Annotated in this window: 17 protein-coding genes; 8 read left to right on the top strand and 9 right to left on the bottom strand. The window is 44.1% G+C overall.

The window, feature by feature from the left end; all coding sequences use genetic code 11:
• Positions 1 to 31 precede the first annotated feature (31 nt).
• Positions 32 to 1063, bottom strand: a complete 1032-nt coding sequence (gene fmt, locus ACZ5XY_RS05910; protein ID WP_464739857.1) for a methionyl-tRNA formyltransferase — start codon at positions 1061 to 1063, stop codon at positions 32 to 34.
• 398 nt (positions 1064 to 1461) lie between these two features.
• Here fmt and ACZ5XY_RS05905 point away from each other — a divergent pair, with 398 nt between their 5' ends.
• Entirely contained in the window at positions 1462 to 4314 is a 2853-nt protein-coding gene (locus tag ACZ5XY_RS05905; protein WP_464739855.1) for a hybrid sensor histidine kinase/response regulator, read from the top strand.
• 39 nt (positions 4315 to 4353) lie between these two features.
• Here ACZ5XY_RS05905 and ACZ5XY_RS05900 read toward each other — a convergent pair whose 3' ends face one another.
• The 8 genes from ACZ5XY_RS05900 to rpmH all read right to left on the bottom strand — a co-directional run bounded on the left by ACZ5XY_RS05900 (position 4354) and on the right by rpmH (position 11500).
• On the bottom strand, positions 4354 to 5016 hold the full coding sequence (locus ACZ5XY_RS05900; protein WP_464739853.1) for a riboflavin synthase: 663 nt from the start codon (positions 5014 to 5016) through the stop codon (positions 4354 to 4356).
• A gap of 316 nt (positions 5017 to 5332) precedes the next feature.
• Positions 5333 to 6406 (bottom strand): bifunctional diaminohydroxyphosphoribosylaminopyrimidine deaminase/5-amino-6-(5-phosphoribosylamino)uracil reductase RibD, encoded by a 1074-nt coding sequence (gene ribD, locus ACZ5XY_RS05895; RefSeq protein WP_464739851.1) that lies wholly within the window; start codon positions 6404 to 6406, stop codon positions 5333 to 5335.
• A gap of 44 nt (positions 6407 to 6450) precedes the next feature.
• Positions 6451 to 6909, bottom strand: coding sequence for a transcriptional regulator NrdR (nrdR, locus tag ACZ5XY_RS05890; protein ID WP_464739849.1), 459 nt, complete (start codon positions 6907 to 6909; stop codon positions 6451 to 6453).
• An 85-nt stretch (positions 6910 to 6994) separates the two neighbouring features.
• A complete protein-coding gene (mnmE, locus tag ACZ5XY_RS05885; RefSeq protein WP_464743788.1) occupies positions 6995 to 8395 on the bottom strand; it encodes a tRNA uridine-5-carboxymethylaminomethyl(34) synthesis GTPase MnmE in 1401 nt (466 codons plus the stop codon).
• A 140-nt stretch (positions 8396 to 8535) separates the two neighbouring features.
• Positions 8536 to 10221 (bottom strand): membrane protein insertase YidC, encoded by a 1686-nt coding sequence (gene yidC, locus ACZ5XY_RS05880; RefSeq protein ID WP_464739847.1) that lies wholly within the window; start codon positions 10219 to 10221, stop codon positions 8536 to 8538.
• Positions 10222 to 10426: 205 nt separating this feature from the next.
• Positions 10427 to 10780: a membrane protein insertion efficiency factor YidD gene (gene yidD, locus ACZ5XY_RS05875; protein ID WP_464739845.1), complete on the bottom strand. Its 354-nt coding sequence runs from the start codon at positions 10778 to 10780 to the stop codon at positions 10427 to 10429.
• A 2-nt stretch (positions 10781 to 10782) separates the two neighbouring features.
• Complete coding sequence (gene rnpA / locus ACZ5XY_RS05870) at positions 10783 to 11178, bottom strand: ribonuclease P protein component (RefSeq protein ID WP_464739843.1); 396 nt, start codon at positions 11176 to 11178, stop codon at positions 10783 to 10785.
• A gap of 187 nt (positions 11179 to 11365) precedes the next feature.
• Positions 11366 to 11500: a 50S ribosomal protein L34 gene (rpmH, locus tag ACZ5XY_RS05865; RefSeq protein ID WP_007394757.1), complete on the bottom strand. Its 135-nt coding sequence runs from the start codon at positions 11498 to 11500 to the stop codon at positions 11366 to 11368.
• A gap of 546 nt (positions 11501 to 12046) precedes the next feature.
• On the opposite strand from rpmH, the gene dnaA reads away from it, so the two are divergent.
• From dnaA to ACZ5XY_RS05830, 7 genes are all read left to right on the top strand, one after another.
• Positions 12047 to 13459 (top strand): chromosomal replication initiator protein DnaA, encoded by a 1413-nt coding sequence (dnaA, locus tag ACZ5XY_RS05860; RefSeq protein ID WP_464739841.1) that lies wholly within the window; start codon positions 12047 to 12049, stop codon positions 13457 to 13459.
• Positions 13460 to 13611: 152 nt separating this feature from the next.
• Positions 13612 to 14787 carry a DNA polymerase III subunit beta gene (gene dnaN, locus ACZ5XY_RS05855; RefSeq protein WP_464739839.1) on the top strand — a complete coding sequence of 392 codons (1176 nt, stop codon included), beginning with the start codon at positions 13612 to 13614 and terminating at the stop codon, positions 14785 to 14787.
• A gap of 28 nt (positions 14788 to 14815) precedes the next feature.
• A complete protein-coding gene (gene recF / locus ACZ5XY_RS05850) occupies positions 14816 to 16018 on the top strand; it encodes a DNA replication/repair protein RecF (protein WP_464739837.1) in 1203 nt (400 codons plus the stop codon).
• A 319-nt stretch (positions 16019 to 16337) separates the two neighbouring features.
• Positions 16338 to 18932, top strand: coding sequence for a DNA topoisomerase (ATP-hydrolyzing) subunit B (gyrB, locus tag ACZ5XY_RS05845; RefSeq protein WP_464739835.1), 2595 nt, complete (start codon positions 16338 to 16340; stop codon positions 18930 to 18932).
• 192 nt (positions 18933 to 19124) lie between these two features.
• Positions 19125 to 19907 carry a crotonase/enoyl-CoA hydratase family protein gene (locus tag ACZ5XY_RS05840; protein ID WP_464739833.1) on the top strand — a complete coding sequence of 261 codons (783 nt, stop codon included), beginning with the start codon at positions 19125 to 19127 and terminating at the stop codon, positions 19905 to 19907.
• Between the two features lie 139 nt (positions 19908 to 20046).
• Positions 20047 to 23043: a type I restriction endonuclease subunit R gene (locus tag ACZ5XY_RS05835; RefSeq protein WP_464739831.1), complete on the top strand. Its 2997-nt coding sequence runs from the start codon at positions 20047 to 20049 to the stop codon at positions 23041 to 23043.
• Positions 23033 to 24283 (top strand): restriction endonuclease subunit S, encoded by a 1251-nt coding sequence (locus ACZ5XY_RS05830; protein ID WP_464739829.1) that lies wholly within the window; start codon positions 23033 to 23035, stop codon positions 24281 to 24283. The genes ACZ5XY_RS05835 and ACZ5XY_RS05830 overlap by 11 nt, the downstream gene beginning before the upstream one ends.
• Position 24284 lies beyond the last annotated feature (1 nt).

The following is a 24284-nucleotide window of genomic DNA, read 5'->3' as shown; positions in this document are numbered from 1 at the left end:
GCACTGGTATCAGCGGCAATTGGTGTCAAAGTCAATGGGTATCAGCGGCAAAAATATCACCGTCATTGATTTGATTGCCGTGGCAAATTTGCTCAGCGCTCATCGGTTTGCTACCGGCAAATTGCAGCTCAGTGATGGCAAGGGCGGTTTGCTGAATATCATCACTATCCTCACTGGTATCGGTGCCGCAAGCTACCAGAACCGCTTTTTTGCCAACGCTAATCACGCGACCAAACGGCGCTTGAGCTGACGAATTGAGCATCAGCGGATACGCCGCCAAAATTTTAACCCGTTTGCCATTTACAAAGCTAAACGTTCCCGGCCAAGGATTTAGACCGCGGATTTGCCGGTCGATAAGGTAAGCTGAAATGTTCCAATCGATTAAACCCTCGTCTTTGGTCAGCTTTTGCGCGTAATTGGCAAGCGCGTCATCTTGCGCTTTGGCATTGGCTTGATACGTTGGCAAATCGCTTAAAACTTTGACAATGGCGCCTGCGCCCAAGTCGGCTAAGCTATCGTGAAGACTTGCGGCAGTGGTATCTTTTGCTATCGGGCAGCTGACTTTATAAAGCATATCGCCGGTATCCAAACCCTGATCCATCTGCATGATGGTGATGCCCGTTTCGTTATCGCCTGCCAGCAGTGCTCGGTGAATGGGCGCCGCGCCGCGATAACGGGGCAATAATGAGGCATGAATATTTAGGCAGCCAAATTTGGGAATGGTTAGCACCCCCACCGGCAAAATCAACCCATAAGCGGCAACGATCATCACATCCGGATGATAAGACCGCAGGGTTTCACGGGCGTTGATGCCTTCAGTCACGGATTTTTTAAAGGTGGACGGCTGCTGAACGACAAGATTATTAGCAAGCGCCACTTCTTTTACTGCGGAAATTGCCAGCTTTTGACCACGACCTGCTTTGCGATCCGGCTGAGTATAAACAGCAACAATTTCAATATTTAACGTTTCTTGTTGGTCAATCAGCACGCTTAAGCTTTTGGCAGCAAATTCGGGCGTTCCTGCAAATACCACCCGCAGCGGCGGTACAATCGACTTGGTCATATGAGGTCCAAAAATTATCGTGATCGTTATAAAATTCAACTGATCGGCAGCTGATCGTGATTCATTATTGATGGTGTTGCGGAAAGCTTCAGCCTTAAAAGGGTTATTATAGGCAAATTTTGATGCTTCTGCCATGAATGCCAAAACTCGTCAGCGTTTTTATTGCCGCCAAAACGCCCATGGAAGTCTTTTAGCCGGCAATCTTGACGCTTTATCATGAAGCGCTGTTTGAATTGCATAAAACACGATAAAATCTGGCGCTTCGGTGTTAAGATAACTTGAAACCCTTAAATAAGCCAATTACGTTTTTTTATTATTACAAATTTTATTATTAAGATGATCTTTATTGTTAACCACTTAACGTTGACTTACCGTGACCGCCGTTAGGACAAGCTACCATGCCTAAGTTTCAGTCATTAAAACGCTTGCTGACCTTTTATTTAATGACGCTGGTAATGATGCTGGCATTATACTATGCCATGATGGTGTTGCTGGTTAAAAATTTGCATCAAGAACAAAGCTTGCAAGCGTTTGAAGCGTTTAAATTTGAAATTTTAAGTTTGCCGGCGCCAAGCGATGAGGACATCGCGCAAATTCTTAAAAAACCGATGTTTCAGGAGTTAAGCTATCAGCTGATTGTGATGCTGCCCTCGGGGAAAACCTACGTTCACCGCGAAACCCGACCTGATGAGCCTAGATTCAACACCGTGTCTTTTCCCATTCTTAATTATGACCAAATTGAGGATCACAGCGCTTATACCTTATCGGCTAATACCTTAACTGCCACCATTGACTTAGCCAATGACACGCAAATTTATTTGGTCATCAGGCACAAGCCGGTTCAAATTGACTGGATGGCTTACCCATCTTGGCTGCCGCTGATGGTTGCTATCGCTTTATTTATCGGGGCGCTGTTGTTTATTTTAAAACGGCGCAACAATTGGGATCAGCTGCTCAGCTACACGGACGGTTTAATCAGCACCGCTAAAGAGGGCTATTCGCCGCCACCATTTGATAATGCCGACTCTCCTATTGAATTTTTGCGCTTAGGTCACCTGCTTGGTCGCATCAGCCATGATCTGCATCAAAAACATCGGCGCATTAAAATGTTGACGCACCGGTTGGAGCATTTGGTAGAAAAAGCGCCGCTGCCGATGATGATGGTGATGCGCCAAGGTCAAATCAGCTTTTTTAATCAACGCTTTGAGCAAGTTTTTGCCGCCCATCTTCAGCGCGATAGCAGTTATAAAATCACGGATTTTGTCATGGGCGATGACAAAGCCATTCAACAGATTTTAGAGCGTTTAGAAGACCAAAAGGTAGCCCGCAGCCTTTTGGTTTTTGGAGTTGAGGACCACCTTGCCTATCAGCTGCATTTTGCGCCTTGGTTTGGTGAACATGGTCAAGTCCACGGCTTTACGGTAATTCTGCATAATGTTCAGTCGTGGCTACAGCAGTCTCAGGATCTTGAAAGACAGCTTGAGCAGCAACAGCACCGCCTTACTGAAATGACGCGGCTGCGCTCAGTGATAGGTCACGAACTGCGAACGCCGCTCAACGCCATTATCGGGACGCTAAATTTGATTGATACCGACGGCTTGACGCTTGAGCAGCAAGAAATTTTTGCCACCTTAATTCACTCAAGCCAATCGATGTTGACGTTACTCAATGACATGCTTGAAATGTCAAAAAGTGAATCCGCCGCCGCGGTGACGGTTGATGAAACGGTGGATATATTTAAGCTCAGCCAAAATATCAGTTCGCTGATGATCGGCAGCGCCCGCCAAAAAGGACTGGATTTGGTCTATGCCTTTATACCCAATTGTCCGCGCTATATTCACACTGACCAAACAAGGCTTCGGCAAATTTTATTGAACTTACTTGATAATAGCATCAAGTTTACTGCCAAAGGTCACGTGGCGCTTGAGATTGATTTGATTTCAAGTGAGCAATTGCAGCGCATGGCTCATGCTAAATTACAAGACCGGCTCAATCAACTGAATCATGACTTAGGCACAAAAACCAGCAATGACCGCGATTTGACCACCTACCGCTGGTTGGAGGAAGTGGCTCAAAAACCACAGTCGTGGATTCGCTTTCGGGTGATGGATACGGGAATTGGCATCAGCCCCAAAGAGCAGCAGCGATTATTCACCTACTTTAATCAAGCCAACAATCAAATCAGCCGTCAATTTGGCGGCAGCGGTCTGGGTCTTGCCATTTCAAACAGCTTTGCCAAACTTTTAGGTGGTTTTATATTATTGACCAGCGAAAAAAATCGCGGCAGCTGCTTTGAGTTGTTCTTACCCAGCCGGACTCCTAACTTGCAATCGCCTCATCAGCCCAAGCTTAATTTTGGGCATATTTGTTTGCTTGGTATTCTCAATAACTCCGTTCGCCAGCATTATCTGCAAAAGCTTGGCGCGCATTTATCGCTCACCACGCAGCTTTATCTTTCAATAGATAATCAAATATTGCAAGAAATCATGGCAACCTTATCACAACTTCCCGAAGCAAAAACTCCGGTACTGATCATCGATTATGAATATTATCTGAGCGTTCAAGACCAACCAGAGCAAAGCTTACTAAAACAACTGATTGCCCATAAAACGGTTGCCAAAATACTGATCAGCATGAAGCCTGAGCGCGGTATTTCCTCAAATTTGCTTGAGCAATTTGATGGCTTTTTAAACAAACCCATTGATGTGGCGCTATTGCTGTCTGAACTTACGCGGTTGACCCAAACGACTCCTGATATAGCGCTTAAGACTGCCACCAATTTACCTGCAAAGGCTGTTGACGATAAATCGCAATCACTGTTGCCAAAAAACCCTAACCTTCTTGATACCACAGCAACGGAAGCGCCGCCACTGATTTTAATCGTTGAGGACAACGTCACCAATCAAAAAATCACCAAAAAAATGCTTGAAAAGCTTGGCTATTCAAGCTTAATTGCTGAAAATGGTGAAGAAGCGCTGCAAGTTTTGGCGCAGCAGCGAGACGACATTGCCCTTATTTTGATGGATTGCCGGATGCCAGTCATGGATGGTCTGCAAGCCACTCAAACCATCCGCGCGAAGGGCGATGATATTGCTGTTATTGCTTTAACCGCAAACAACAGCGATGAGGATAAAGCCGCTTGCTTAGCAGTTGGCATGAATGGATTTTTATCAAAACCGGTCAATAAAGCTCAGCTGCAAGCCGTTTTAGCCAAGTTTTTGGCAAGCGAAAAAACCGCCAACCAAGAGTAAGCCAAGCTAAAACCACAAGCTAATTTTATTGACAGCCGCTTATTTTAAAAAGCCATTGTCAGCTAAAAAGGCTTCTGAGATTTTCGACTGCGGGGCAGCTACCGGCGCATCTTTATTCAGCAGTCGCTCCAAATAGCGGGCAACCACATCAACTTCAATATTTACCAAACTGCCCACCTGCCAATGTTTATCGATATTGGTCACTTCGGCGGTATGCGGAATAATATTTAAGCAAACGATATTGCCTTTCACCAAATTGCTGGTCAGACTGATGCCATCGACAGTGATGGAGCCTTTGGTGGCGGTAAATTTTGCCAAATCATTTGGGATTTCAATTTCAAAATAAAGCGAGCGCGCATCTTGCTTGCGCTGTTTCACCACGCCCACGCCATCAACGTGACCGGAAACAATGTGACCGCCAAAGCGCGTGGTCGGTAGCATGGCTTTTTCCAAATTAACCATAGACCCTGATTTTAGCTCATGAAGCGCTGTTCTTGCGATAGTTTCACGTGAAACATCCACAGAATAACTGTGATTGTTAATCTGAACGACCGTTAAGCAAATGCCATTAGAAGCAATAGAATCACCAAGCTGAACATCGCTAAAGTCCAATTTTGGTGCCTCAATGGTCAAGCGGATATCGCCGCCGATGGGCTTAAGCGCTTTGACTATGCCAACACTTTCAATAATTCCAGTAAACATATTATTTTTGCCTCATCATCTTTGTGAGTAATTTTAATACATCTTGCTAAATCTTGAATAACCTTGTGGATAACTTTTTTAAATGGATAAAATTTACGGCTAAAATCTTTAAAAACTGAAGTTATCCACATTGTTTCATAGGTTTCACAAAATGGAACTTATAAATAACTATATATTAAACTATTGATTTAATTATAAATTACTTTGATATTTAAAAATAAAACTATTAATAGTTCCACGTGAAACTAAGTTATCCACAGTTTTTATGTTCCATGTGAAACCTTTTGGACTTATAAATAATTCTGTTCACCAGTTATCAAAGGGGTTTTAATATCAGTTTTAAGTCGCTTCCTAACTTCTCGACACTGACAAATTCAAAGCTGAGCTGCTCTGATAAGCGCTCAAAGGACAAATCAACCATTGCTCGCGCGGTCGTTCCAAGCAGACAAGGCGCTTGATAAACAATCATTTCATCCACTAAACCCTGCTGCAAAAAGCTTGCGGCAACACTTGCACCTGCTTCGACCAAAATATCATAGCATTGATGATTTTGAACCAAATCAGAAAGCAGCTCAGTTAAATCATCATTCCGGTAATAAAGCGTCTCAGGGTTTTGGCAAAGCTGATAGCTCGAGTTTTTATCAAAACTTAGGCGCTTTCGGCGGTCTAAGATCACCACTTTTGGCGTTGGAATGTCCGCTAAATTCACCCCCATTGGGGCAACTCGGACGTTAAGTTGCGGATTGTCTTGAATGATAGTTTCACTTCCGGTAATAATCGCGCCACTTTTTGCGCGAAGCTTTTGCCCATCAAGCCGTGCTGCCGCTCCGGTGATCCATTTGGATTCGCCACTTTTCATTGCCGTTCGACCGTCCAAGCTTGCGCCGATTTTTAGGCGAACATAAGGCAGATTTTGGCGCATGGCTTTTAAAAAACCTTGATTTAACGCTTCAGCCGCTTCGGTTAATACGCCAACAGTCACCTCAATTCCGGCAGCTTTGAGCAAGTTAACGCCACTGCCGGCAACTTTTGGATTGGGGTCAAGCCCTGCAATCACCACTCGGCGAACGCCAGAATCAATCAATGCTTTAGCGCAAGGCGGCGTGCGACCGGTATGGCTGCAAGGCTCAAGGGTGACATAAGCGGTAGCGCCAATTGCCAAGTCACCGGCAGCTTTGAGCGCAAAAACCTCAGCGTGCGGCAGACCCGCTTTTGGATGAAAACCTTGACCTGCCACCTTATCTTCTTTGACAATCACGCAGCCCACCGCCGGATTGGGGCGGGTGGTAAATTGCCCAAGCTTGGCTTGCTCTATCGCCAAACTCATAAAGTAGCGGTCGCAAGCAGCTCGCGGGTCGGTTTTTTCGGTGGTAGTGGGGGTAAACGTCATGGTCATCTTTTATTTAGCCTCTAAACCTATTCACAAAGCCGCCATCAGCTTTTATCGGGGCGGATATTGGCAAGCTCTTGTTGAAAGGCATCAATGTCTTGAAAGTCGCGATAAACGCTGGCAAAACGAACGTAAGCCACATCGTCTAAGCTTTTAAGCTCGCTCATGATGATTTCCCCAAGTACCTTGCTGCTGATTTCGCGCTCGCCCATTTGCCGGACGCGCTTTTCAATTCGGCTAATCATCGCCTCTTGCTCATCAATGGTGATGGGTCGTTTTTGCAAAGGCAGCATGATGGAGCGGCGCAGCTTGTCGCTGTCATAAGGCTCAATTTTGCTGCTGGATTTGATGATTCGCGGCATCACCACCTCGACCATCTCAAAGGTGGTAAAGCGCTCTTGGCAAGTGCTACAAACGCGGCGGCGGCGAACTTGAGCACCTTCAGCAGCAAGGCGTGAGTCAATCACTTTGGTTTCTGACGCGTTACAATAAGGACAATGCATCCTGATGCTCCAAAATAATGTACTCAAAAATAATAAGCTCTAAAAAAATGCGCTAAAAAATGTGCCGATAAGCAGTAATAAGCGACTATTTACCAATGCAAAAGCTGCTAAAAATCTTGCCAAGTAAGTCATCCGCGCTAAATTCGCCAGTAATTTCACCCAAATTCACCTGAGCTTGCCGCAAGCTTTCAGCAACCAACTCGCCGGCTTGAAAAATGGTTAGTTGCTCATGAGCTTGGACTAAATGCCCAGCCGTTCGTTTCAGCGCATCGATATGCCGAGTTCGAGCAATCAAGCTATTTTCTGGCGGATGAAAGCCGACTTTATCGCAAAGCTTTTCAATCAGCGTATCAATTCCCGTACCTGTTTCACATGAAACATAAATCGGTGTAAGCGCGTTTTCTTCTAACTCTTGATTTAACTGGGCAATATCTTGGCTTAGTAAATCACTTTTATTGGCAACAATAAGTAAGCGTTTGGTATCCAAATCCGCGCCAAACAATACTTTTGCCAAATCAAGCGGCGAGCCACTAGCAATATCAATATCGCGGGTAACGTCATAAACGAGCAGCAAAATATCGGCTTGGGTAATAGCCGCTCGGGCGCGCTCAATGCCAATACGCTCAACGGTGTCACTGGTATCACGAAGCCCTGCCGTGTCGGTCAAGTGCAGCGTTAAGCCATTTAACACCACTGTTTCTTGCAAGGTATCGCGGGTGGTTCCAGCCACATCCGTAACAATAGCCCGATCAACGCCAGCCAAGCGGTTTAATAGGCTTGATTTTCCCGCATTTGGTCGTCCTGCCAGCACCACGTGGATACCATCGCGAAGCAGTTGACCTTGCTTTGCCGTCGCTAATATTTGCTCAATTTGCGCTTGCGCCGCCTCCAATTTGCTTAAAATCACCCCATCGGATAAAAAATCCACGTCCTCTTCATCGGGAAAATCAATGGCGGCTTCCACATAAAGCCGAAGTTCAATCAGCTGCGACAATAGCGTATTAATTTTTTGCGAAAACTCACCAGTTAATGAGCGAATGGCGCTGTTTGCTGCTGCCACGCTGGTCGCATCAATGGCATCAGCAATGGCTTCAGCTTGAACCAAATCAAGCTTATTATTGTCAAAGGCGCGATAAGAAAATTCGCCGGCAGCTGCTTGCACTGCGCCTAATTCAAACACCCGAGCGAGCAGCTGATTTTGCAAAATCATGCCACCATGACCTTGGATTTCAATCACGTCCTCGCCAGTAAAGGAGTTTGGTGCTTGAAAATAAAGCAGCAAGCCTTCGTCAATGAGCGTGCCATCATCGCCATAAAACCTACAAAAATAAGCATGGCGCGGTTTCAAGGTCTTTCGACCAGTTAAGGCTTTAGCAATCGCTACCGCCTTTGCCCCAGATAAGCGAATCACGCCAACGCCGCCGCGACCGATAGGCGTTGCAATTGCCGCAATCGTTGGTAAATTTAAGCTTGCATCAAACATCATCACGCTCATTCAAAGCCAAAACCCTTATTATAGTCGCCAAAACCCAACTCAACAAACAATCTTCCTATTAACTCAAATTAAGACATTCCCCATAAAAAAACCACCGCAATCGCGATGGTCTTTTTGAGCAAAAAATTTAGCTAATCAAGAACTTTTACCGTTCGGTGTTTTTGTTCTTCTTCCACTTTTCGGTTGACGATATATTGCTGAGTCATACTAAATAAGTTGTTCACCGTCCAGTAAAGCACGAGACCTGCGGGGAAAAACAGCATAAATACGGTAAAGACAATCGGCAAAATCTTCATGACTTTGGCTTGCATCGGGTCGGTCGGCTGCGGGTTTAACTGCTGCTGAATAAACATCGACGCGCCCATAAGCAGCGGTAAAATAAACCAAGGGTCCATTGCCGATAAGTCTTGAATCCACAAAATCCACGGCGCATGACGCAATTCAATACTTTCAACGAGCACCCAATAAAGCGCTAAGAAAATCGGCATTTGCATCAAAATGGGCAAACAGCCTGCCATCGGATTGACTTTTTCTTCTTTATAGATGTTCATCATCTCTTGCGACATTTTCATGCGGTCGTCGCCGTGCTCTTCTTTGAGCGCTTGCAGCCTTGGGGCAATGGCACGCATTTTTGCCATCGAATAGTAGCTTTTGTTGGAAAACCACATCAAGGCAATTTTGACCAAAATGGTCAGAACGATAATCGACCAGCCCCAGTTGCCAATCACTTTATGAATGCCATCCAGAAGCGCAAATAAAACCTTTGAAATCGGCCAAAGCAGACCGTAGTCCACCGTTTTATTGAGTCCAACGGCAACGTCTTTAAGCTCTGATTGAACTTTAGGACCGGCATAAAGGGTCGCGCTCAGCGTCGCTTGCTTGTTTGGCGCCACATTCATCGGTTGACTGTTAAAGCCGATAAAATAATCGCCACCGGTTTCGCGAGCAAAAAACTGACCTTTAAAGTTATTTGGCGTCCAAGCGGAAACAAAATAATGCTGAACGATTCCCACCCAGCCTTTTTCGCTGGTTACGTTTAACTCACTTTTGCCAAACTTACCAAATTTAAGCTTATTATAAGGCTCATCCGGTGTTCCCCAAGCGCCGCCAAGATAAGTCGCCATGCTAAGCGCGCCTTTATCCGACATGCCAGGGTCTTTGCTGTCATCGCGTTTTAACTGCGCAAACAGCTGACCTTGCCACGGCGCATTGCTACGGTTTTGAATTTGATAACTGACCTCAATGGGATACTTGTTTTGAGTAAAGGTAAAGGTTTTGATCACCGTCACGCCATCTTTTTCATAAGTCAGCGGTACCGATAGTGTTTGCTGATTTGGCTGCATGGTATAGCTATTTTTGGCATGCTGGTAGTTTGCACGACCTTCAGCAGTATCAATGCCATTGGCGCCAATCAATCCAGACTGCGCGATATAAACGCGATTTTGGTCATTCTCGAGCAGGACAAATGGCGTGTCGCTATTTAGCGTTGCGTTGTATTGCTTGAGCGCAGCATAAACAATGTCCCCGCCTTCAGGGTTGATTTTGATGTCATAGCGGTCGGTGGTTACCGTAATCAGACCGTTATTACCTGTAGCTTGCGCCGCCACTGTCGCGCCGCCAGCGGTTGAGGTCGACTGCGCCGGAATATCTCCTGCCGCGCCTTGGGTGGTTGGAATGTCGGAGCCTGCTTGCGTTACCGTTTGTTGCACAGCATCTGTCGCCGGCGCATCGGCATAATCATCTCGCCACGCTAAAATCAGCAGATAAGCGGTGATGAGCATCGCAATGATGATCATAAGCCGAAGTATCTTTTGCATAAACCTATCCTACAGTGAAAAATTTGGGCTTAAGCCAAGAGCTATTAGAATCTGAACGCCAATTGCCAATTTGCACCCTCATCTTGACCTAAAATGGTCATTATTTTACTAAAATTTAGCATTAAATGATACTCACAGAGATTTTTAGCACCAATAAGGTCGTAACATTTTTTGTCAGCCTCTTGAAAACTCACAATTTTTTAACTTAACGTCCAAGCCATAAGTTTAACTGCGCCTGATAACTGGTGGTATCTTTCATCACTCCAATAGGCTCATTCCCGTTTTCCTTCAACAAAATATAATCAAAGCGATAAAGCGGAAGCGGCACAAAATCAACGCCATAACTACCAAACGGCTGACAGCGTGCTAATCGTTTACAAAGCAGCCAACTGCCTTTAATGCCGCCATGCCAATCAAGCGCTTGCTTACCATAATTCGAACACGTTGGGTAATAGCGACAACGCGCGGGAATAACTGGGCTAATGAATAATTGATATATTTTTACCAGTTTTTTAAAAAAAGTAAAAACAATCTTTTCTAAAAAATTTGAAATTTTCATTTTCACTTATTTTCTATTTTTTTAAAAATATTATTTACCTGTCTTTTTAATTCTTTATTATCTAAGTCAGCAATTGAATTTTTGACAATAAAAATGATGTCTTTATTTTTGAGCTGATGCGACTGCAAGCGAAATTGCTCACGAATTTGCCGTTTTAAGCGATTACGAGCGACCGCTGTGGGAACGCGGCGTTTGGTGATTGCCATGCCAATTCGTGGCGTTTGGGCGCTATTTGAGCGGGTAAACGCCATCAGATGGCTTTGGTGCAATTTGCGCTCAGGAGCGTCAAAAACCGCTTTAAATTCAGGCGCAGTCAATAAGCGCTGTGACTTAGTAAATCGCGCGCTTATAGCCTCTAAAGGCGCTTTTGGGGCTGGCTGATGAGTAGTTTTGGGCATGGTTTGACCTCAAGCTAATTAAAACCAAATTGACAATAAAATATGGAGACATTTAAACCAAAAAAAAGCGCCACTAAGGCGCTTTTAATAAAACTAATCATAAAAATTAGCAGTTGCTAGGAGCAAGATGAAACAATCCAATCGCAATATTAATGATTAATGGCTGCAAAAAGATTCTAATCCATTCCTAGACGGTCAAACGATGACGACCTTTAGCACGGCGACGCGCTAGAACTTGGCGGCCTTTTTTAGTAGCCATACGAGCACGGAAACCGTGAGTACGCTTACGTTTAATCACGCTTGGCTGGAATGTACGTTTCATAACTCACCTATCAAATAATGGGACTCAATTCGTAATAGCGCAAAATTATATCACGCTGTTATTTTTCGGTCAATCAATTAAACCCTTGAAATCTAACTTTAAAGCCGACTAAACGTCTTTAGCTGAAATTTATCCTGAAGCTTTATTTGTCGCTAACTGCAAAAATCGCGTTTTTTTGCCTTAAATTTTCAAAAAAATTGCGCTGCTTAATAATAATAAGGTTTTATTAATATTATATATCTTGTTATTGTTGGTATAGCGTTTTTCTGTGGTTAAGTGCATATTTCCTATATTTATCAGTTATTTACGATATGGATAACCCTGTGGATATCTTGTGGATGAATTGTGAATAACTTGCCTTTTAGAATTGTCTAAAAGTTATCCCCAAAGTTATTCACAGGGTTATCCCCAAGGTTATCCACAGAAAATGGCTATGTTATCCACAGGCAAATTATGTTAGATTGTCACGCCAAAATATCTCCTAAGCTTGTCAGATAAATTTTGATAACTGCCCTATATTTTTTTACCGTTAAGGATATGTCATTCATGATAGATACCACGCTGATTTGGGATAAGTGCTTGGAAGACTTGCGTTATAGCGTCAAAGACAACGTCTTTACCATGTGGCTACGCCCGCTATCCGCGCAGCAAGAAGGTAAAAATTTGATTATCCGAGCGCCAAACGATTACTTTGTGGCTTATATCCAAAAGCATCATTTAGCTGACATCAAGGCGCTTGCGCTTAAGCACAGCCAAGGTCAGATTGAGGAAGTCATTGCCCGTGTTGATAATCATCAAAATATAGACTCTTCTTTCGATAATTTGCCCTCCCCTACTGAGGCATTAGAAAAAAATGACGAAAAAAGTAATTATAAAATCAATGAGATAGATAAAAAATTTGCGCAAGCAGTAAGTGAGGATACCGCCGAAGCTAAGTCGTTAAGCTATCTTAATCCGGAGTTTACCTTTGATACGTTTGTGACCGGAAAATCTAATCAGCTTGCCTACAAGGCATGTTTTGAGCTGAGCAAACGTCAACCAAAAAATCGCCACAATCCGTTATTTATTTACGGTCCTTCTGGACTTGGAAAAACGCATTTAATGCACTCTGTTGCCGACCGCTATGTCAAAATGAATAAGAGTTTTTATTATTTCACTTCCGAAAAATTTATTAATCAATTGGTTTATTCATTAAGAAATAATAAAGTCGAAGATTTTAAGAAAAAAATAAAAAAGGTTGATTTATTAATTGTTGATGATATTCATGTCTTGGCAGGAAAAACCAAAAGCAGTAACGAGTTTTTAACCTTATTTGCTGATTTTACCAGTGGTGATAAGCAGTTGATTTTGGCATCGGATCGGCACCCGTCGCAAATGACGGAGTTTGACGAGCGCTTTCGGTCGCGATTTTCTTGGGGATTGACGGTTGCTGTTGAACCGCCGGAAATTGACACGCGAATGCAAATTTTGCAAAAAAAGGCGGCGCTGCATCAAATGGCGTTGCCAAGAGAATGCGCCTTATTTATCGCACAAAATGTGGTGTCGAATGTCAGACGCCTTGAAGGGGCGTTGAACCAAGTTTTTGCCAATGCCAATTTGACCGGAGCGCCGATTACCCTTGAGATGGTTCAGTTTGCACTCAAAGACGTGGTGGCGATGCGCGTTCAAGCGGTGAATATGGACAATATTCGTAAAGTGGTGGCGGAATACTATAATGTTAGTGTCAAAGACATTATGGGTCGAAAACGAACGCGGCAAATTGCCAGACCACGGCAAATTGCTATGGCACTTGCTCGCGAGCTGACCGGTGATAGCTTCCCCGATATTGGGCAATCGTTTGGCGGTCGCGACCACACCACGGTGATGCACGCTTGTGATAAGGTGGCTGAGCTGCGCGCCAGTGACCCCAACATTGATAAGGATTACAAGGCGCTATCACTCATGCTGCAAGCGGGCTGATGGTAACTCCAAAGCGCTTCAATACAAAGATTGCGCTTATTTTATTGCGCATTGTGCTATAATTTAAGGTTAGCTAGTCGTATTTTTTGCTAAAGGTTTTTCCTAAAACCTGAGATCATTTCACCACAGTTTTATGATAAAGGGCTTGTCAAATGCAGTTAACGATCAATCGAGAGGCGTTATTAAAAGCGGTTAATCTGATCGCTAAGGCTGCGGATCGGCGCCATAATATGGTTATCTTAGGAAATATTAAGTTGGTGCTTACCTCTGAGGTGTTGGTATTAACCGCCTCTGATTTAGAGGTTGAGCTGACCGCCAGTTTGCAATTGCCGCCCAATGCTTGTATTGAAGAAGGCGCGGTAACCTTGCCTGCAATTAAATTTAAAGACATTTGCAAATCACTTCCGGCGCAGTCGCAAATTAATATCACTTCACAAAATAACGAGCGTTGCCAAATCAGTAGCGGTAAAAGCCGGTTTATGTTAGGAACGCTTCCGGCAAAAGACTATCCGATACTAGGTAATCCTGAAAATATCACAGCTATTCATATTCAGCGCAGCCAGCTGACGGATTTGATTCAAAAAACTCAGTTTGCCATGGCGATTCAAGACGTTCGCTACTATTTGACAGGGATGCTGTTTGATGTGGCGCAGCGGCAATTGACGACGGTTGCGACCGACGGTCACCGCTTAGCTTTAGCAAGAAGCGCGATTGAGGCGGACGATACCCTGCAAATGCAGGCGATTTTACCTAGAAAAGCGGTGATTGAGCTTGAGCGTTTAACCAGTGAGCTTGGCAAAATGCTTGGCGATAATGACAATCCGGTCACGCTCAGCTTTGGTCGCGAATTTTTACAAGTCACCTTGCCTTTTGGCGACGTTGATAGCACCGGTCAAATCAGCCGCGATTTGATGGTGACCTTTACCGCGCGCCTGCTCGATGGTAAATTTCCGGATTATAAGCGGGTGATGCCAAGTGGCAGCGATAAGCGGGCGTTATTGAACAAAGACACCTTAAGTGAGGTGCTGCGCCGCGTTGCCATTTTAAGTAATGAAAAATCGCGTGGGGTAATTTTTAGCTTTGCCCCTGATGGCAGCGTTGAGGTTCGTGCTAACAACGCTGAGCACGATGAGGCGGTTGAAGTGCTGCAAAGCAAATTTCAGGGCGATGGCATTGAGCTTTCTTTTAACGCCGCGTATTTGCAAGATGTGCTTTCGGTCATCTCAGGCGACGTTCAGTTGCAAATGAGCCAATCCAACGCCTCGGTGCTGGTCAATCAGTTGGGCGATGAGCGGCATCAGTTTGTCATTATGCCAATGCGCCTTTAATTAGACGTTAAAAAATGGCGACGTTGTTATGATTGAGCGCTTACAAATCAGCCAGTTGCGCAATTTACATGCCGTGAAAATCAGCGCTGGCGCTTGTAACGTACTGATTGGGGCTAATGGCAGCGGCAAAACCTCCTGCCTTGAAGCCATTTTTTTGTTATCACGCGGCAAAAGCTTTCGCCACCATCAGCCCAAGCGCTATATTGAACATCATCATGAGGCGGTAACGGTATTTGCCACGCTGACCGATGGTTCAAGCCTTGCCATTCAAAAACAGCTTGATGCCACCACCACCTTACGGCTGAATCATAGCAACGTTTATTCCCAAAGCGCCCTCACCTCGCTGCTGCCGACCCTAATTATTGACCCCTCTTCCATGGAAATGCTTGAGCAAGGCAGTACCAATCGGCGGCAATTGCTCGATTGGTTAGTGTTTCACATGAAACCTAGCTTTCATCCGCAGTGGCTTGCTTATCAGCGCCTTTTAAAGCAGCGCAACCAACTGCTCAAACAACCAAAACCCTTATCAAACGCTCAGTTGTCCGAGCTTCGAGCTTGGGATAGTGGGCTGTCAAACCATGCCGCCTTAATCCATCATTATCGCCGCCAAGTTTTCGACGCTTGGCAGCCGTATTTCAAAGACATCATCGCAAAACTGTTGCCGCAATTTGCCGAGCAGCTGACGCTCAGCTATTCTGCCGGATTTGATACCGACCGACCGCTTGATGAGCAATTGGCTGAGCGCTTAGAGCAAGATTTGCAATTGGGCTACTCGCGAATTGGCAGCCACCGCGCCGACGTTCATGTTCATTGGCGCAGTAAAAGTGCTGGAAAAGTTGACAATGATGAAGCTTTAAATACTCTTAATGAAACCAAAACCATTAAAGAGCAAGCTGCCAACGTCTTATCACGCGGTGAAAAAAAACTGCTGATTACCGCGCTTAAACTGTCGCAACTGCCGCTACTGACTCAAGAGACTGTCGATAAAGCCGCTGTCCCTACCAAAACCACCGCGCCGCGCGCCGCGCCCATCGTATTAGTTGATGATGTTACCGCTGAGCTTGATGACCGCGCCATTCATATTTTGCTTACCACGCTCTCCAAATTGCCTTGTCAGGTGTTTATCACCAGTTTAACCGAAGATATTATTTCACTTATTCACTCGCATTGGCAAACGCCTAAGTTGTTTCACGTGAAACACGGTCAGGTTAGTGAGTTTCTACTTGATTGATAATTTTAAGCCTTTCATTTAAAAGCAAATTTTTCGTTTAATTCGCCTGTTTTGCCGCTACCAATTATGACGCTAAACAGTGACTTAGCAGCAAAAAAATGCTAAAATAAGGCTTTATTTTTCACCTCATTTTTGCAAGCGTTTTCGCTTTTTTTTAATAACCACACCAATAGTTGATTGCAAATTTTTGGCGGTTAAAGCCTTGATTTAGCAGAATTTTATTGGGTTGGTTATTGATAAAAAAGTGCCGCTATCTATAGCAGTGATTATTTTAACAACAACCACGCGGGCAAAAATTAGGATTGACTAAGGAAGACCTATGAGTGAGTCATTTGCGACCGAAATTACCGAGCTAACTTCTGAGCCGTCAACGCAAGCTATTTCTCCTGAAGGGGCTGCCCCAACGTCGGACTACAGCTCAAAAGACATTCGCGTCTTGCGCGGTCTTGAGGCCGTTCGCGTTCGCCCAGGAATGTATATTGGCGATACCGATGATGGCACAGGGCTGCATCATATGGTCTTTGAGGTGGTCGATAACGCCATTGATGAGGCGTTAGCCGGTCACTGTAACCAAATTGACATCATCATCCACGAAGATGAGTCGGTGAGCGTCATGGACAATGGTCGCGGCATTCCGGTTGACATTCACCCCGAAGAAGGCGTGTCAGCGGCGCAAGTTATTATGACTGTGCTTCACGCCGGCGGTAAATTTGATGACAACAGCTATAAAGTATCCGGCGGTCTTCACGGCGTTGGCGTTTCGGTGGTAAATGCGCTGTCCAAAAAGCTTGAGATGAACATTTGGCGTGAAGGCTTTCATTATCAGCAAACCTATAGCGATGGCGTTCCTGATGGCGACGTTGCCAAGCTTGAGCCGACTCAAAAAACCGGAACACAAATCCGCTTTTACCCAAGCGCGGAGGTCTTTAGCGACACCATTTTTGATTATGATATTTTGGCAAAACGCCTTCGCGAGTTGTCGTTTTTAAACTCCGGCGTTCGTATTGTCTTGACCGATGAGCGCATCGGTAAGCGCCACGAGTTTGAACACAAAGGCGGCTTGGCAGAATTTGTCAGTTATATCAATGCTGGAAAAGACGGCATCAATGACGTTTTGCATTTTATCAGCAGCCAAGATGATGGCATTGGCGTTGAAGTGGCGCTGCAGTGGACGGACACTTATAACGAAAAAGTGCTTTGTTTCACCAATAACATCCCGCAGCGCGATGGCGGAACGCACTTGTCAGGATTTCGCTCGGCGCTTACTCGCGGCTTAAACAGCTATATGGACCGCGAAAATCTGCTGAAAAAAGAAAAATTTAGCGTAAGCGGCGATGACGCTCGCGAAGGCTTAACGGCGATTGTGTCGGTAAAAGTTCCTGACCCTAAATTTTCAAGCCAAACCAAAGACAAATTGGTCTCAAGCGAGGTCAAATCGGCGGTTGAATCGGCAATGCACGATAAATTTAACGATTACTTGCTTGAAAATCCCAACGCTGCTAAAGCCATTGTCAGCAAAATCATTGACGCGGCTCGCGCAAGAGATGCTGCTCGTAAAGCTCGCGAGATGACCCGCCGCAAAACGTCTTTGGACATTGCAGGATTGCCCGGAAAGCTGGCGGATTGCCAAGAAAAAGACCCTGCATTGTCCGAGCTTTATATTGTGGAAGGGGATTCAGCAGGGGGTAGCGCCAAACAAGGTCGTAGCCGTAAAACCCAAGCGATTTTGCCGTTAAAAGGGAAAATCCTCAACGTTGAGCGCGCGCGCTTTGATAGAATGTTGTCGTCCGCTGAAGTTGGTACGCTCATTACCGCGCTTGGTTGCGGCATTGGTCCTGACGAATACAATCCGGATAAAGTCCGCTATCATAAAATCATCATCATGACCGATGCTGACGTTGATGGCTCGCACATTCGAACGCTGCTATTGACCTTTTTCTTCCGGCAAACGCCTGAATTGATTGAGCGCGGCTATATTTATATTGCTCAGCCGCCGCTTTATAAGGTGAAAAAAGGTCGCCAAGAGCTGTATTTAAAAGATGATGAAGCGCTGAAAGCCTATTTGTTGTCCTCAACGATTGACGATACTAGGCTTCACGTTTCAAGCGACGCCCCTGCCATTACCGGTCAAGCGCTTGAGCAGTTATTAAACGATTATAACCAAACGCAATTGATTAAAGCGCGATTGCAACTCCGTTATCCGGCGGTACTTCTTGATGCACTGACCAAAACAGAAAAGCTTTCGGTCAACATGACTTATGACAAAGCTGCCATGCAGTCATGGTGTGACAACTTGCAACATCAGCTTAACCACTTTGGCTCGGAATTCCGACCTGAAATTGAATTGGTAAATATCCATGATGCCGACTCTAGCAGCAGCGGTCAGCCGGAGGATATGCTCAATTTAAATTTATCAGGCGATGGCGCGGTCGATGACAGCGCGCTGTTGTCGGATAAAGCCCAGTGGCTGCCGCGAGTGACCATTTATATTCACCAGTTGGCGCATCATTATTTGCTTGATGCCAGCTTTATTAATTCTGGCGAATACAGTAAATTACTGCGCTTGGCTAGCGAGTGGAACACGCTGTTGACCGACAGCGCCTTTATCCAAAAAGAGCAATCAGGGTCGGCACGCCAAATCGCCATTCGCGACTTTGAGCACTTATGGCAACAAATGATGCTTGATGCGCGCCGTGGTCTTGCCATTCAGCGCTATAAAGGTCTTGGGGAAATGAACGCTGATCAGCTTTGGGATACCACCATGGACCCAGAAAATCGCCGAATGCTGCGAGTGACCATCGATGATGCCATTGCCGCTGACCATATGTTTACCTGCCTGATGGGTGACCATGTTGAGCCGCGCCGAGCCTTTATTGAAGAAAATGCCTTAACCGTTTCCAATCTTGATATTTAACTTTATTTTGGTATTTTGAAATAAGCTTGTTAAAACCGCTTTTCTAGGAAAGCGGTTTTTTTGTTTCACGTGAAACTTCTTGAAGAAATGACTTTGCAGTATTCCAAAAGCCTCATTTTTAAGTTGCTCAAATTTGGCGCGCTCAGTATGGTAAGGCAAAGGGGATAAATAAAATAATAGTAAGGAGAAGTTATGATAACCACACGGATTACCTTTGACATTAAAGACCATATTTGCTTGATTGGGCTTAATCGCGCCGATAAACGCAACGCCTTTGATAGCATCATGATAAGGCAGTTGTCCGAAGCACTCACTGATTTTGAAAATAATGATAATTTGCGCTGCGCCGTCATCTTTGCGCATGGCGAGCATTTTACCGCAGGGCTTGATTTGATGGAATTACAGGACAAATGGGATAAAGGCGTTTTAACGTTTAATGAGTCGCAAATCGACCCTTGGGGCATCACCGGTCGGCGGCGCTCAAAGCCAGTGGTAGTCGCGGTTCAAGGCGTTTGCTTTACTGCTGGGATTGAGCTGATGCTCAATGCCGATGTGGTCATTGCCAGCGACGACTGCCGATTTGCGCAATTAGAAGTTCAGCGCGGCATCATGCCCTTTGGCGGCGCAACCGTTCGCTTTGTCGCGGCGGCAGGTTGGCAAAAAGCCATGCCGTATTTGCTGACCGGAAACGAATTTAACGCGCAAACGGCGGAAAAGTTAAATTTGGTCAGCGAAATTGCCAAAAAAGGTACTCAGTTTGAGCGTGCCTTTAGCATTGCCCAAACTATCGCCACCGCTGCGCCGCTTGGGGTTAAAGCGTTATTGTCCTCGGCTCAAGATGCCAAATTAAACGGTGAAAAAGCTGCGCTTGGCAACATTCACAGCTATTTGCCAGAATTGTTTGCCTCAAGTGATGCGGTCGAGGGCGCAAAAGCGATGCTTGAGCGGCGAGCGCCTAAGTTTTTGGGGCATTAGAATATAGATTTTAGATTAGGCCTCAAATAAAAACTATATTAAATGAAAATAGTCTAAGTTAATAAGATTTAAGGTTTATACCATCTTATATCTGAGGTACTCTTAGCGCATCAACGACACAAACAATATAGGCTGATAAATGTCCTACGAAACGTCAATAGAAAACAGATTTATTCAAAAACTTGAAGCGCTTAAATACACTTATCGTCAAGATATTCGCAATATTGAGGCGCTACATAATAACTTTCGCCAAAAGTTTGAGGCACTCAATAAGGTTAACTTAAGTGATAATGAGTTTAGTCGCTTAATGGAGCTGATCATAAGCCCTAATGTATTTAAAAATGCCCAAACGCTACGCCAAATGAACAGCTTTATACGTGATGATGGTACGCCGCTCAATTACACCTTAGTCAATATCAAAGACTGGTGTAAAAATGAGTTTGAAGTCATCAATCAGCCAAGGGTGAATCACGATGTCAGCTATCATCGCTATGACGTTGTTATCCTAATTAATGGCTTACCAATTGCTCAAACTGAGCTTAAGACCTACGCGGTAAGTCCCCGGCGCGCTATGCAACAGATTGTTGATTATAAAAAAGATGTAGGTAATGGCTATACCAACACTTTGATGTGTTTTATTCAGTTGTTTATTGTCAGTAATAATAATAAGACTTATTATTTTGCCAATAATGACAATCGCCATTTTACTTTTGATGCCGATGAGCGGTTTTTACCTGTGTATGAATACGCAGACAAAGCCAATAAAAAAATATCAGGGCTTGATGATTTTTGTGAAACCTTTTTAGAAAAATGCACTTTAGGCGAAACGGTCAGTCGATATATGGTACTGGTTGCCAGTGAGCAAAAAATACTAATGATGCGACCTTATCAAGTCTATGCTGTTAAAGCGATCGTAGACTGTATTCATCAAAACCGAGGTAATGGCTATATTTGGCACACCACTGGCAGTGGTAAAACCCTCACTTCTTTTAAAGCCTCAACCTTACTCAAAGACAATCCAGATATTGAAAAGTGTTTGTTTGTGGTGGATCGTAAAGACCTCGACCGGCAAACTCGTGAAGAGTTTAATAAGTTTCAAGAAGGTGCGGTTGAAGAAAACACCAATACTCATGCACTGGTCGAACGGCTCTTGTCCGATGATTACGCGGATAAAGTCATCGTAACCACCATTCAAAAACTGGGTTTGGCACTTGATGGAAGCCACAAACACGACTATAAAAAACGCTTGCAACCGCTGGCGGATAAGCGCGTGGTGTTTATCTTCGATGAGTGTCATCGCTCACAGTTTGGTGACAACCATAAAGCCATCAAAGAATTTTTTCCTAACGCGCAATTATTTGGCTTTACAGGGACGCCTATTTTTGAAGAAAACAGTAACTACGTAAAGATTGAAGGCAAAGTTGGTCAATTTAAAACCACCAAGGATATTTTTGAAAAACAGCTTCATGCCTATACCATCACTCACGCCATTGAAGACAAAAATGTTTTAAGCTTTCATGTGGATTACTTTAAGCCTGAAGGTTCTGAAAAGTATGAAAAAACAGTATCGAGTCATAATCAAGATGCGCTAACCAAAGAAGCCATCGTCAACGCCATTTTGGACAAGCACGACACCGCGACCGATCACAGGCGTTTTAATGCGCTATTTGCTACTGCCTCTATTAATGATGCGATTGCTTATTTTGAGCTATTTAAAAAAGTGCAAGAGAAGCGCCTAGATGAGCTTAACGAGTGGCGTCCTCTCAATATTGCTTGTGTGTTCTCGCCGCCAAGCGAGGGCAATCAAGATGTCAGGCAGCTACAAGAAGACTTAGCTCAAGAAAAAGAGGACAACAAACACAATCCAGAAGACAAAAAACAGGCTTTAAAAGCCATCATAGAGGACTACAACGCGCAGTTTAATAGCAATCATCAGATCAGCCAGTTCGATCAATATTATCAAGATGTTCAGCAGCGTATCAAAGACCATAAATACCCTAATAGTGACTACGCTCATAGTCATAAAATTGACATCACTATCGTGGTTGATATGCTACTAACAGGGTTTGATTCGCAATACCTAAATACCTTGTATGTGGATAAAAACCTTAAGTATCACGGCTTGATTCAAGCGTTTTCGCGAACTAATAGGGTACTAAACGACACCAAGCCCTGGGGCAATATCTTAGACTTTCGTCATCAGGAGTCAGCAGTTGACGACGCGATAGAGCTGTTCTCTGGTGAGAAAAAAGAGCATGACAGTGCCAAAGAGATCTGGCTGGTTGACCCTGCGCCCAAAGTCATCAGTGACTATAATGAAGCGGTGGGTAAGCTTGAGCAATTTATGGCTTCTCAAGGGCTGGATTGTACCCCGCAAGCAGTCGCCAACTTAAAAGGCGATAACGCACGAGCAAGCTTTATCAATGACTTCAAAGCCGTGCAGCGTTTGAAGACACAGCTCGACCAATATACGGATCTAACAGACGAGCAAACCCAAGCGATTGCCGATATTATTCCAAAAGAGGACTTATTAGGGTTTCGAGGAGTATATATCGATATCGCAAAGGATCTAAAAGCCAAGCAGAATAAGCCTGAGAGTACAGATGCCGATGACCCTATTGATGAGCTAGACTTTGAGTTTGTATTATTTTCATCCGCTATCATTGATTACGATTATATTATGGGACTCATCTCTCGCTATACTCAAGAGGCGTCTGATAAGCATAAGATGAGCAAGCAAGAGTTGATTGACTTGCTTGCTTCACAGTCTAATCTAATGGATGAACGCGATAACATCGCCGATTATATCAATAGCCTACAAGCGGGCGAGCCGCTCAGTGAAGCGCAAATTAAACAAGGCTACAATGACTTCAAAGCCAAGCGCTCGGCAAAAGAGTTGGATAATATCGCTAGCAAACATGATTTAAAGGTCGATAGGTTAAGCGCCTTTGTTGATGATATCATCTGGCGAAAGGTGTTCGATGGTGAAGCGCTGACCGAGCTGCTCAAGCCATTAAATCTGGGCTGGAAGGCACGAATGAGCGCTGAGATGGCACTGATGGATGAGCTTATCCCCTTACTCAAAAAACGCGCCGATGGGCAAGAGATATCAGGATTAAAAGCATATGAAGACTAATAAAATAACGGCTGTGCCAAGACTACGCTTTCCTGAGTTTCAGGGTGATGGTGATTGGGAGATTAAACAGTTAGGAAAAGTAGCTACTTTTAGCAAAGGTAAAGGGCTCCCAAAATCTTATATAGATGATAAAGGAACACTACCTTGCATACATTATGGAGAGCTATTCACACGTTATTCTGAAGTGATTAATGAGGTCATAAGCTTTACTAATGTAAAAGAAAAATGGGTATTATCAGAAGAAAATGATGTTTTAATGCCGACATCAGACGTAACCCCTAAGGGTTTAGCAAAAGCTAGTTGTATAAACAAGAGTGGTATTATCTTAGGGGGTGATATATTAGTTATTAGGACAGATAAAAGTATTATAAATGGCGAGTTTTTGAGTCGTTATATCCGTCTTAGAGAGCAAAAGGTTTTACAATATGTTACTGGCTCCACGGTTTATCACTTGTATGCATCTGCGATAAATAAACTTCCCTTATATTTACCTCATTATAATGAACAGCAAAAAATAGCCGATTGCTCATCCTCATTAGACACACTGATTCAAGCTGAAAATGAACAGCTTAATGCCTTAAAAGAGTACAAAGCAGGATTAATACAACAACTGTTTCCCGCTGAAGGCGAAACAACGCCTAAGCGTCGATTTGCAGAGTTTGAAGATGATGGGGATTGGGAAGAAGTGAAATTAGGAGAGCTGTGCAAGATACTCATGTGTAAAAGAGTGTTCACAGATCAAACAAACAGCCTTCGAGGTGTACCTTTTTATAAAATCGGTACGTTAGGTAGCAGTCCTGATGCTTTCATCAGTCGAGATTTATATGAAGATTACAAAAGTAGGTACAACTTTCCTAAGAAAGGAGAAGTGCTTTTGACATGTAGCGGTACTGTTGGGAAAACAATTATATACGATGGAGAGGATGCTTATTATCAAGATTCCAATATTGTTTGGCTTGATAACCCTAAGCAAAGAATCAAAAACGAGCTTTTATACTATATTGTTAGTAATATAAATTGGGGTATTTTAAATTCTACAACAATAACTAGAATTTATGGGGACGACCTAAGACGTTTAAACATTCAATTCCCAAGCAGTAGTAAAGAACAACAAAAAATAGTCGATTGCTTATTTTCTTTAGACAATCTTATTCAAGCCAAAGATAACCAAATTGATGCGCTAAAAGAGCATAAGCGAGGTTTAATGCAGCAGTTGTTTCCTGTGATGGATGGTGAATGAC

The organism is Psychrobacter sp. GTC18467, from assembly GCF_055397455.1.
Note: the sequence above shows the minus strand (reverse complement) of the source record. Positions and strands in the feature narration are given on the sequence as shown.

Bases quoted from the DNA above. Each gene is read 5' to 3' on its own strand.
- mnmE (WP_464743788.1), bottom strand. From the start codon at position 8,395: ATGATGTTTGATGCAAGCTTAAATTTACCAACGATTGCGGCAATTGCA.
- dnaA (WP_464739841.1), top strand. From the start codon at position 12,047: ATGATAGATACCACGCTGATTTGGGATAAGTGCTTGGAAGACTTGCGT.
- rpmH (WP_007394757.1), bottom strand. From the start codon at position 11,500: ATGAAACGTACATTCCAGCCAAGCGTGATTAAACGTAAGCGTACTCAC.
- rnpA (WP_464739843.1), bottom strand. From the start codon at position 11,178: ATGCCCAAAACTACTCATCAGCCAGCCCCAAAAGCGCCTTTAGAGGCT.
- recF (WP_464739837.1), top strand. From the start codon at position 14,816: ATGATTGAGCGCTTACAAATCAGCCAGTTGCGCAATTTACATGCCGTG.
- fmt (WP_464739857.1), bottom strand. From the start codon at position 1,063: ATGACCAAGTCGATTGTACCGCCGCTGCGGGTGGTATTTGCAGGAACG.
- yidD (WP_464739845.1), bottom strand. From the start codon at position 10,780: ATGAAAATTTCAAATTTTTTAGAAAAGATTGTTTTTACTTTTTTTAAA.
- yidC (WP_464739847.1), bottom strand. From the start codon at position 10,221: ATGCAAAAGATACTTCGGCTTATGATCATCATTGCGATGCTCATCACC.
- dnaN (WP_464739839.1), top strand. From the start codon at position 13,612: ATGCAGTTAACGATCAATCGAGAGGCGTTATTAAAAGCGGTTAATCTG.
- gyrB (WP_464739835.1), top strand. From the start codon at position 16,338: ATGAGTGAGTCATTTGCGACCGAAATTACCGAGCTAACTTCTGAGCCG.
- ACZ5XY_RS05840 (WP_464739833.1), top strand. From the start codon at position 19,125: ATGATAACCACACGGATTACCTTTGACATTAAAGACCATATTTGCTTG.
- ribD (WP_464739851.1), bottom strand. From the start codon at position 6,406: ATGACGTTTACCCCCACTACCACCGAAAAAACCGACCCGCGAGCTGCT.
- ACZ5XY_RS05900 (WP_464739853.1), bottom strand. From the start codon at position 5,016: ATGTTTACTGGAATTATTGAAAGTGTTGGCATAGTCAAAGCGCTTAAG.
- ACZ5XY_RS05830 (WP_464739829.1), top strand. From the start codon at position 23,033: ATGAAGACTAATAAAATAACGGCTGTGCCAAGACTACGCTTTCCTGAG.
- ACZ5XY_RS05905 (WP_464739855.1), top strand. From the start codon at position 1,462: ATGCCTAAGTTTCAGTCATTAAAACGCTTGCTGACCTTTTATTTAATG.
- nrdR (WP_464739849.1), bottom strand. From the start codon at position 6,909: ATGCATTGTCCTTATTGTAACGCGTCAGAAACCAAAGTGATTGACTCA.
- ACZ5XY_RS05835 (WP_464739831.1), top strand. From the start codon at position 20,047: ATGTCCTACGAAACGTCAATAGAAAACAGATTTATTCAAAAACTTGAA.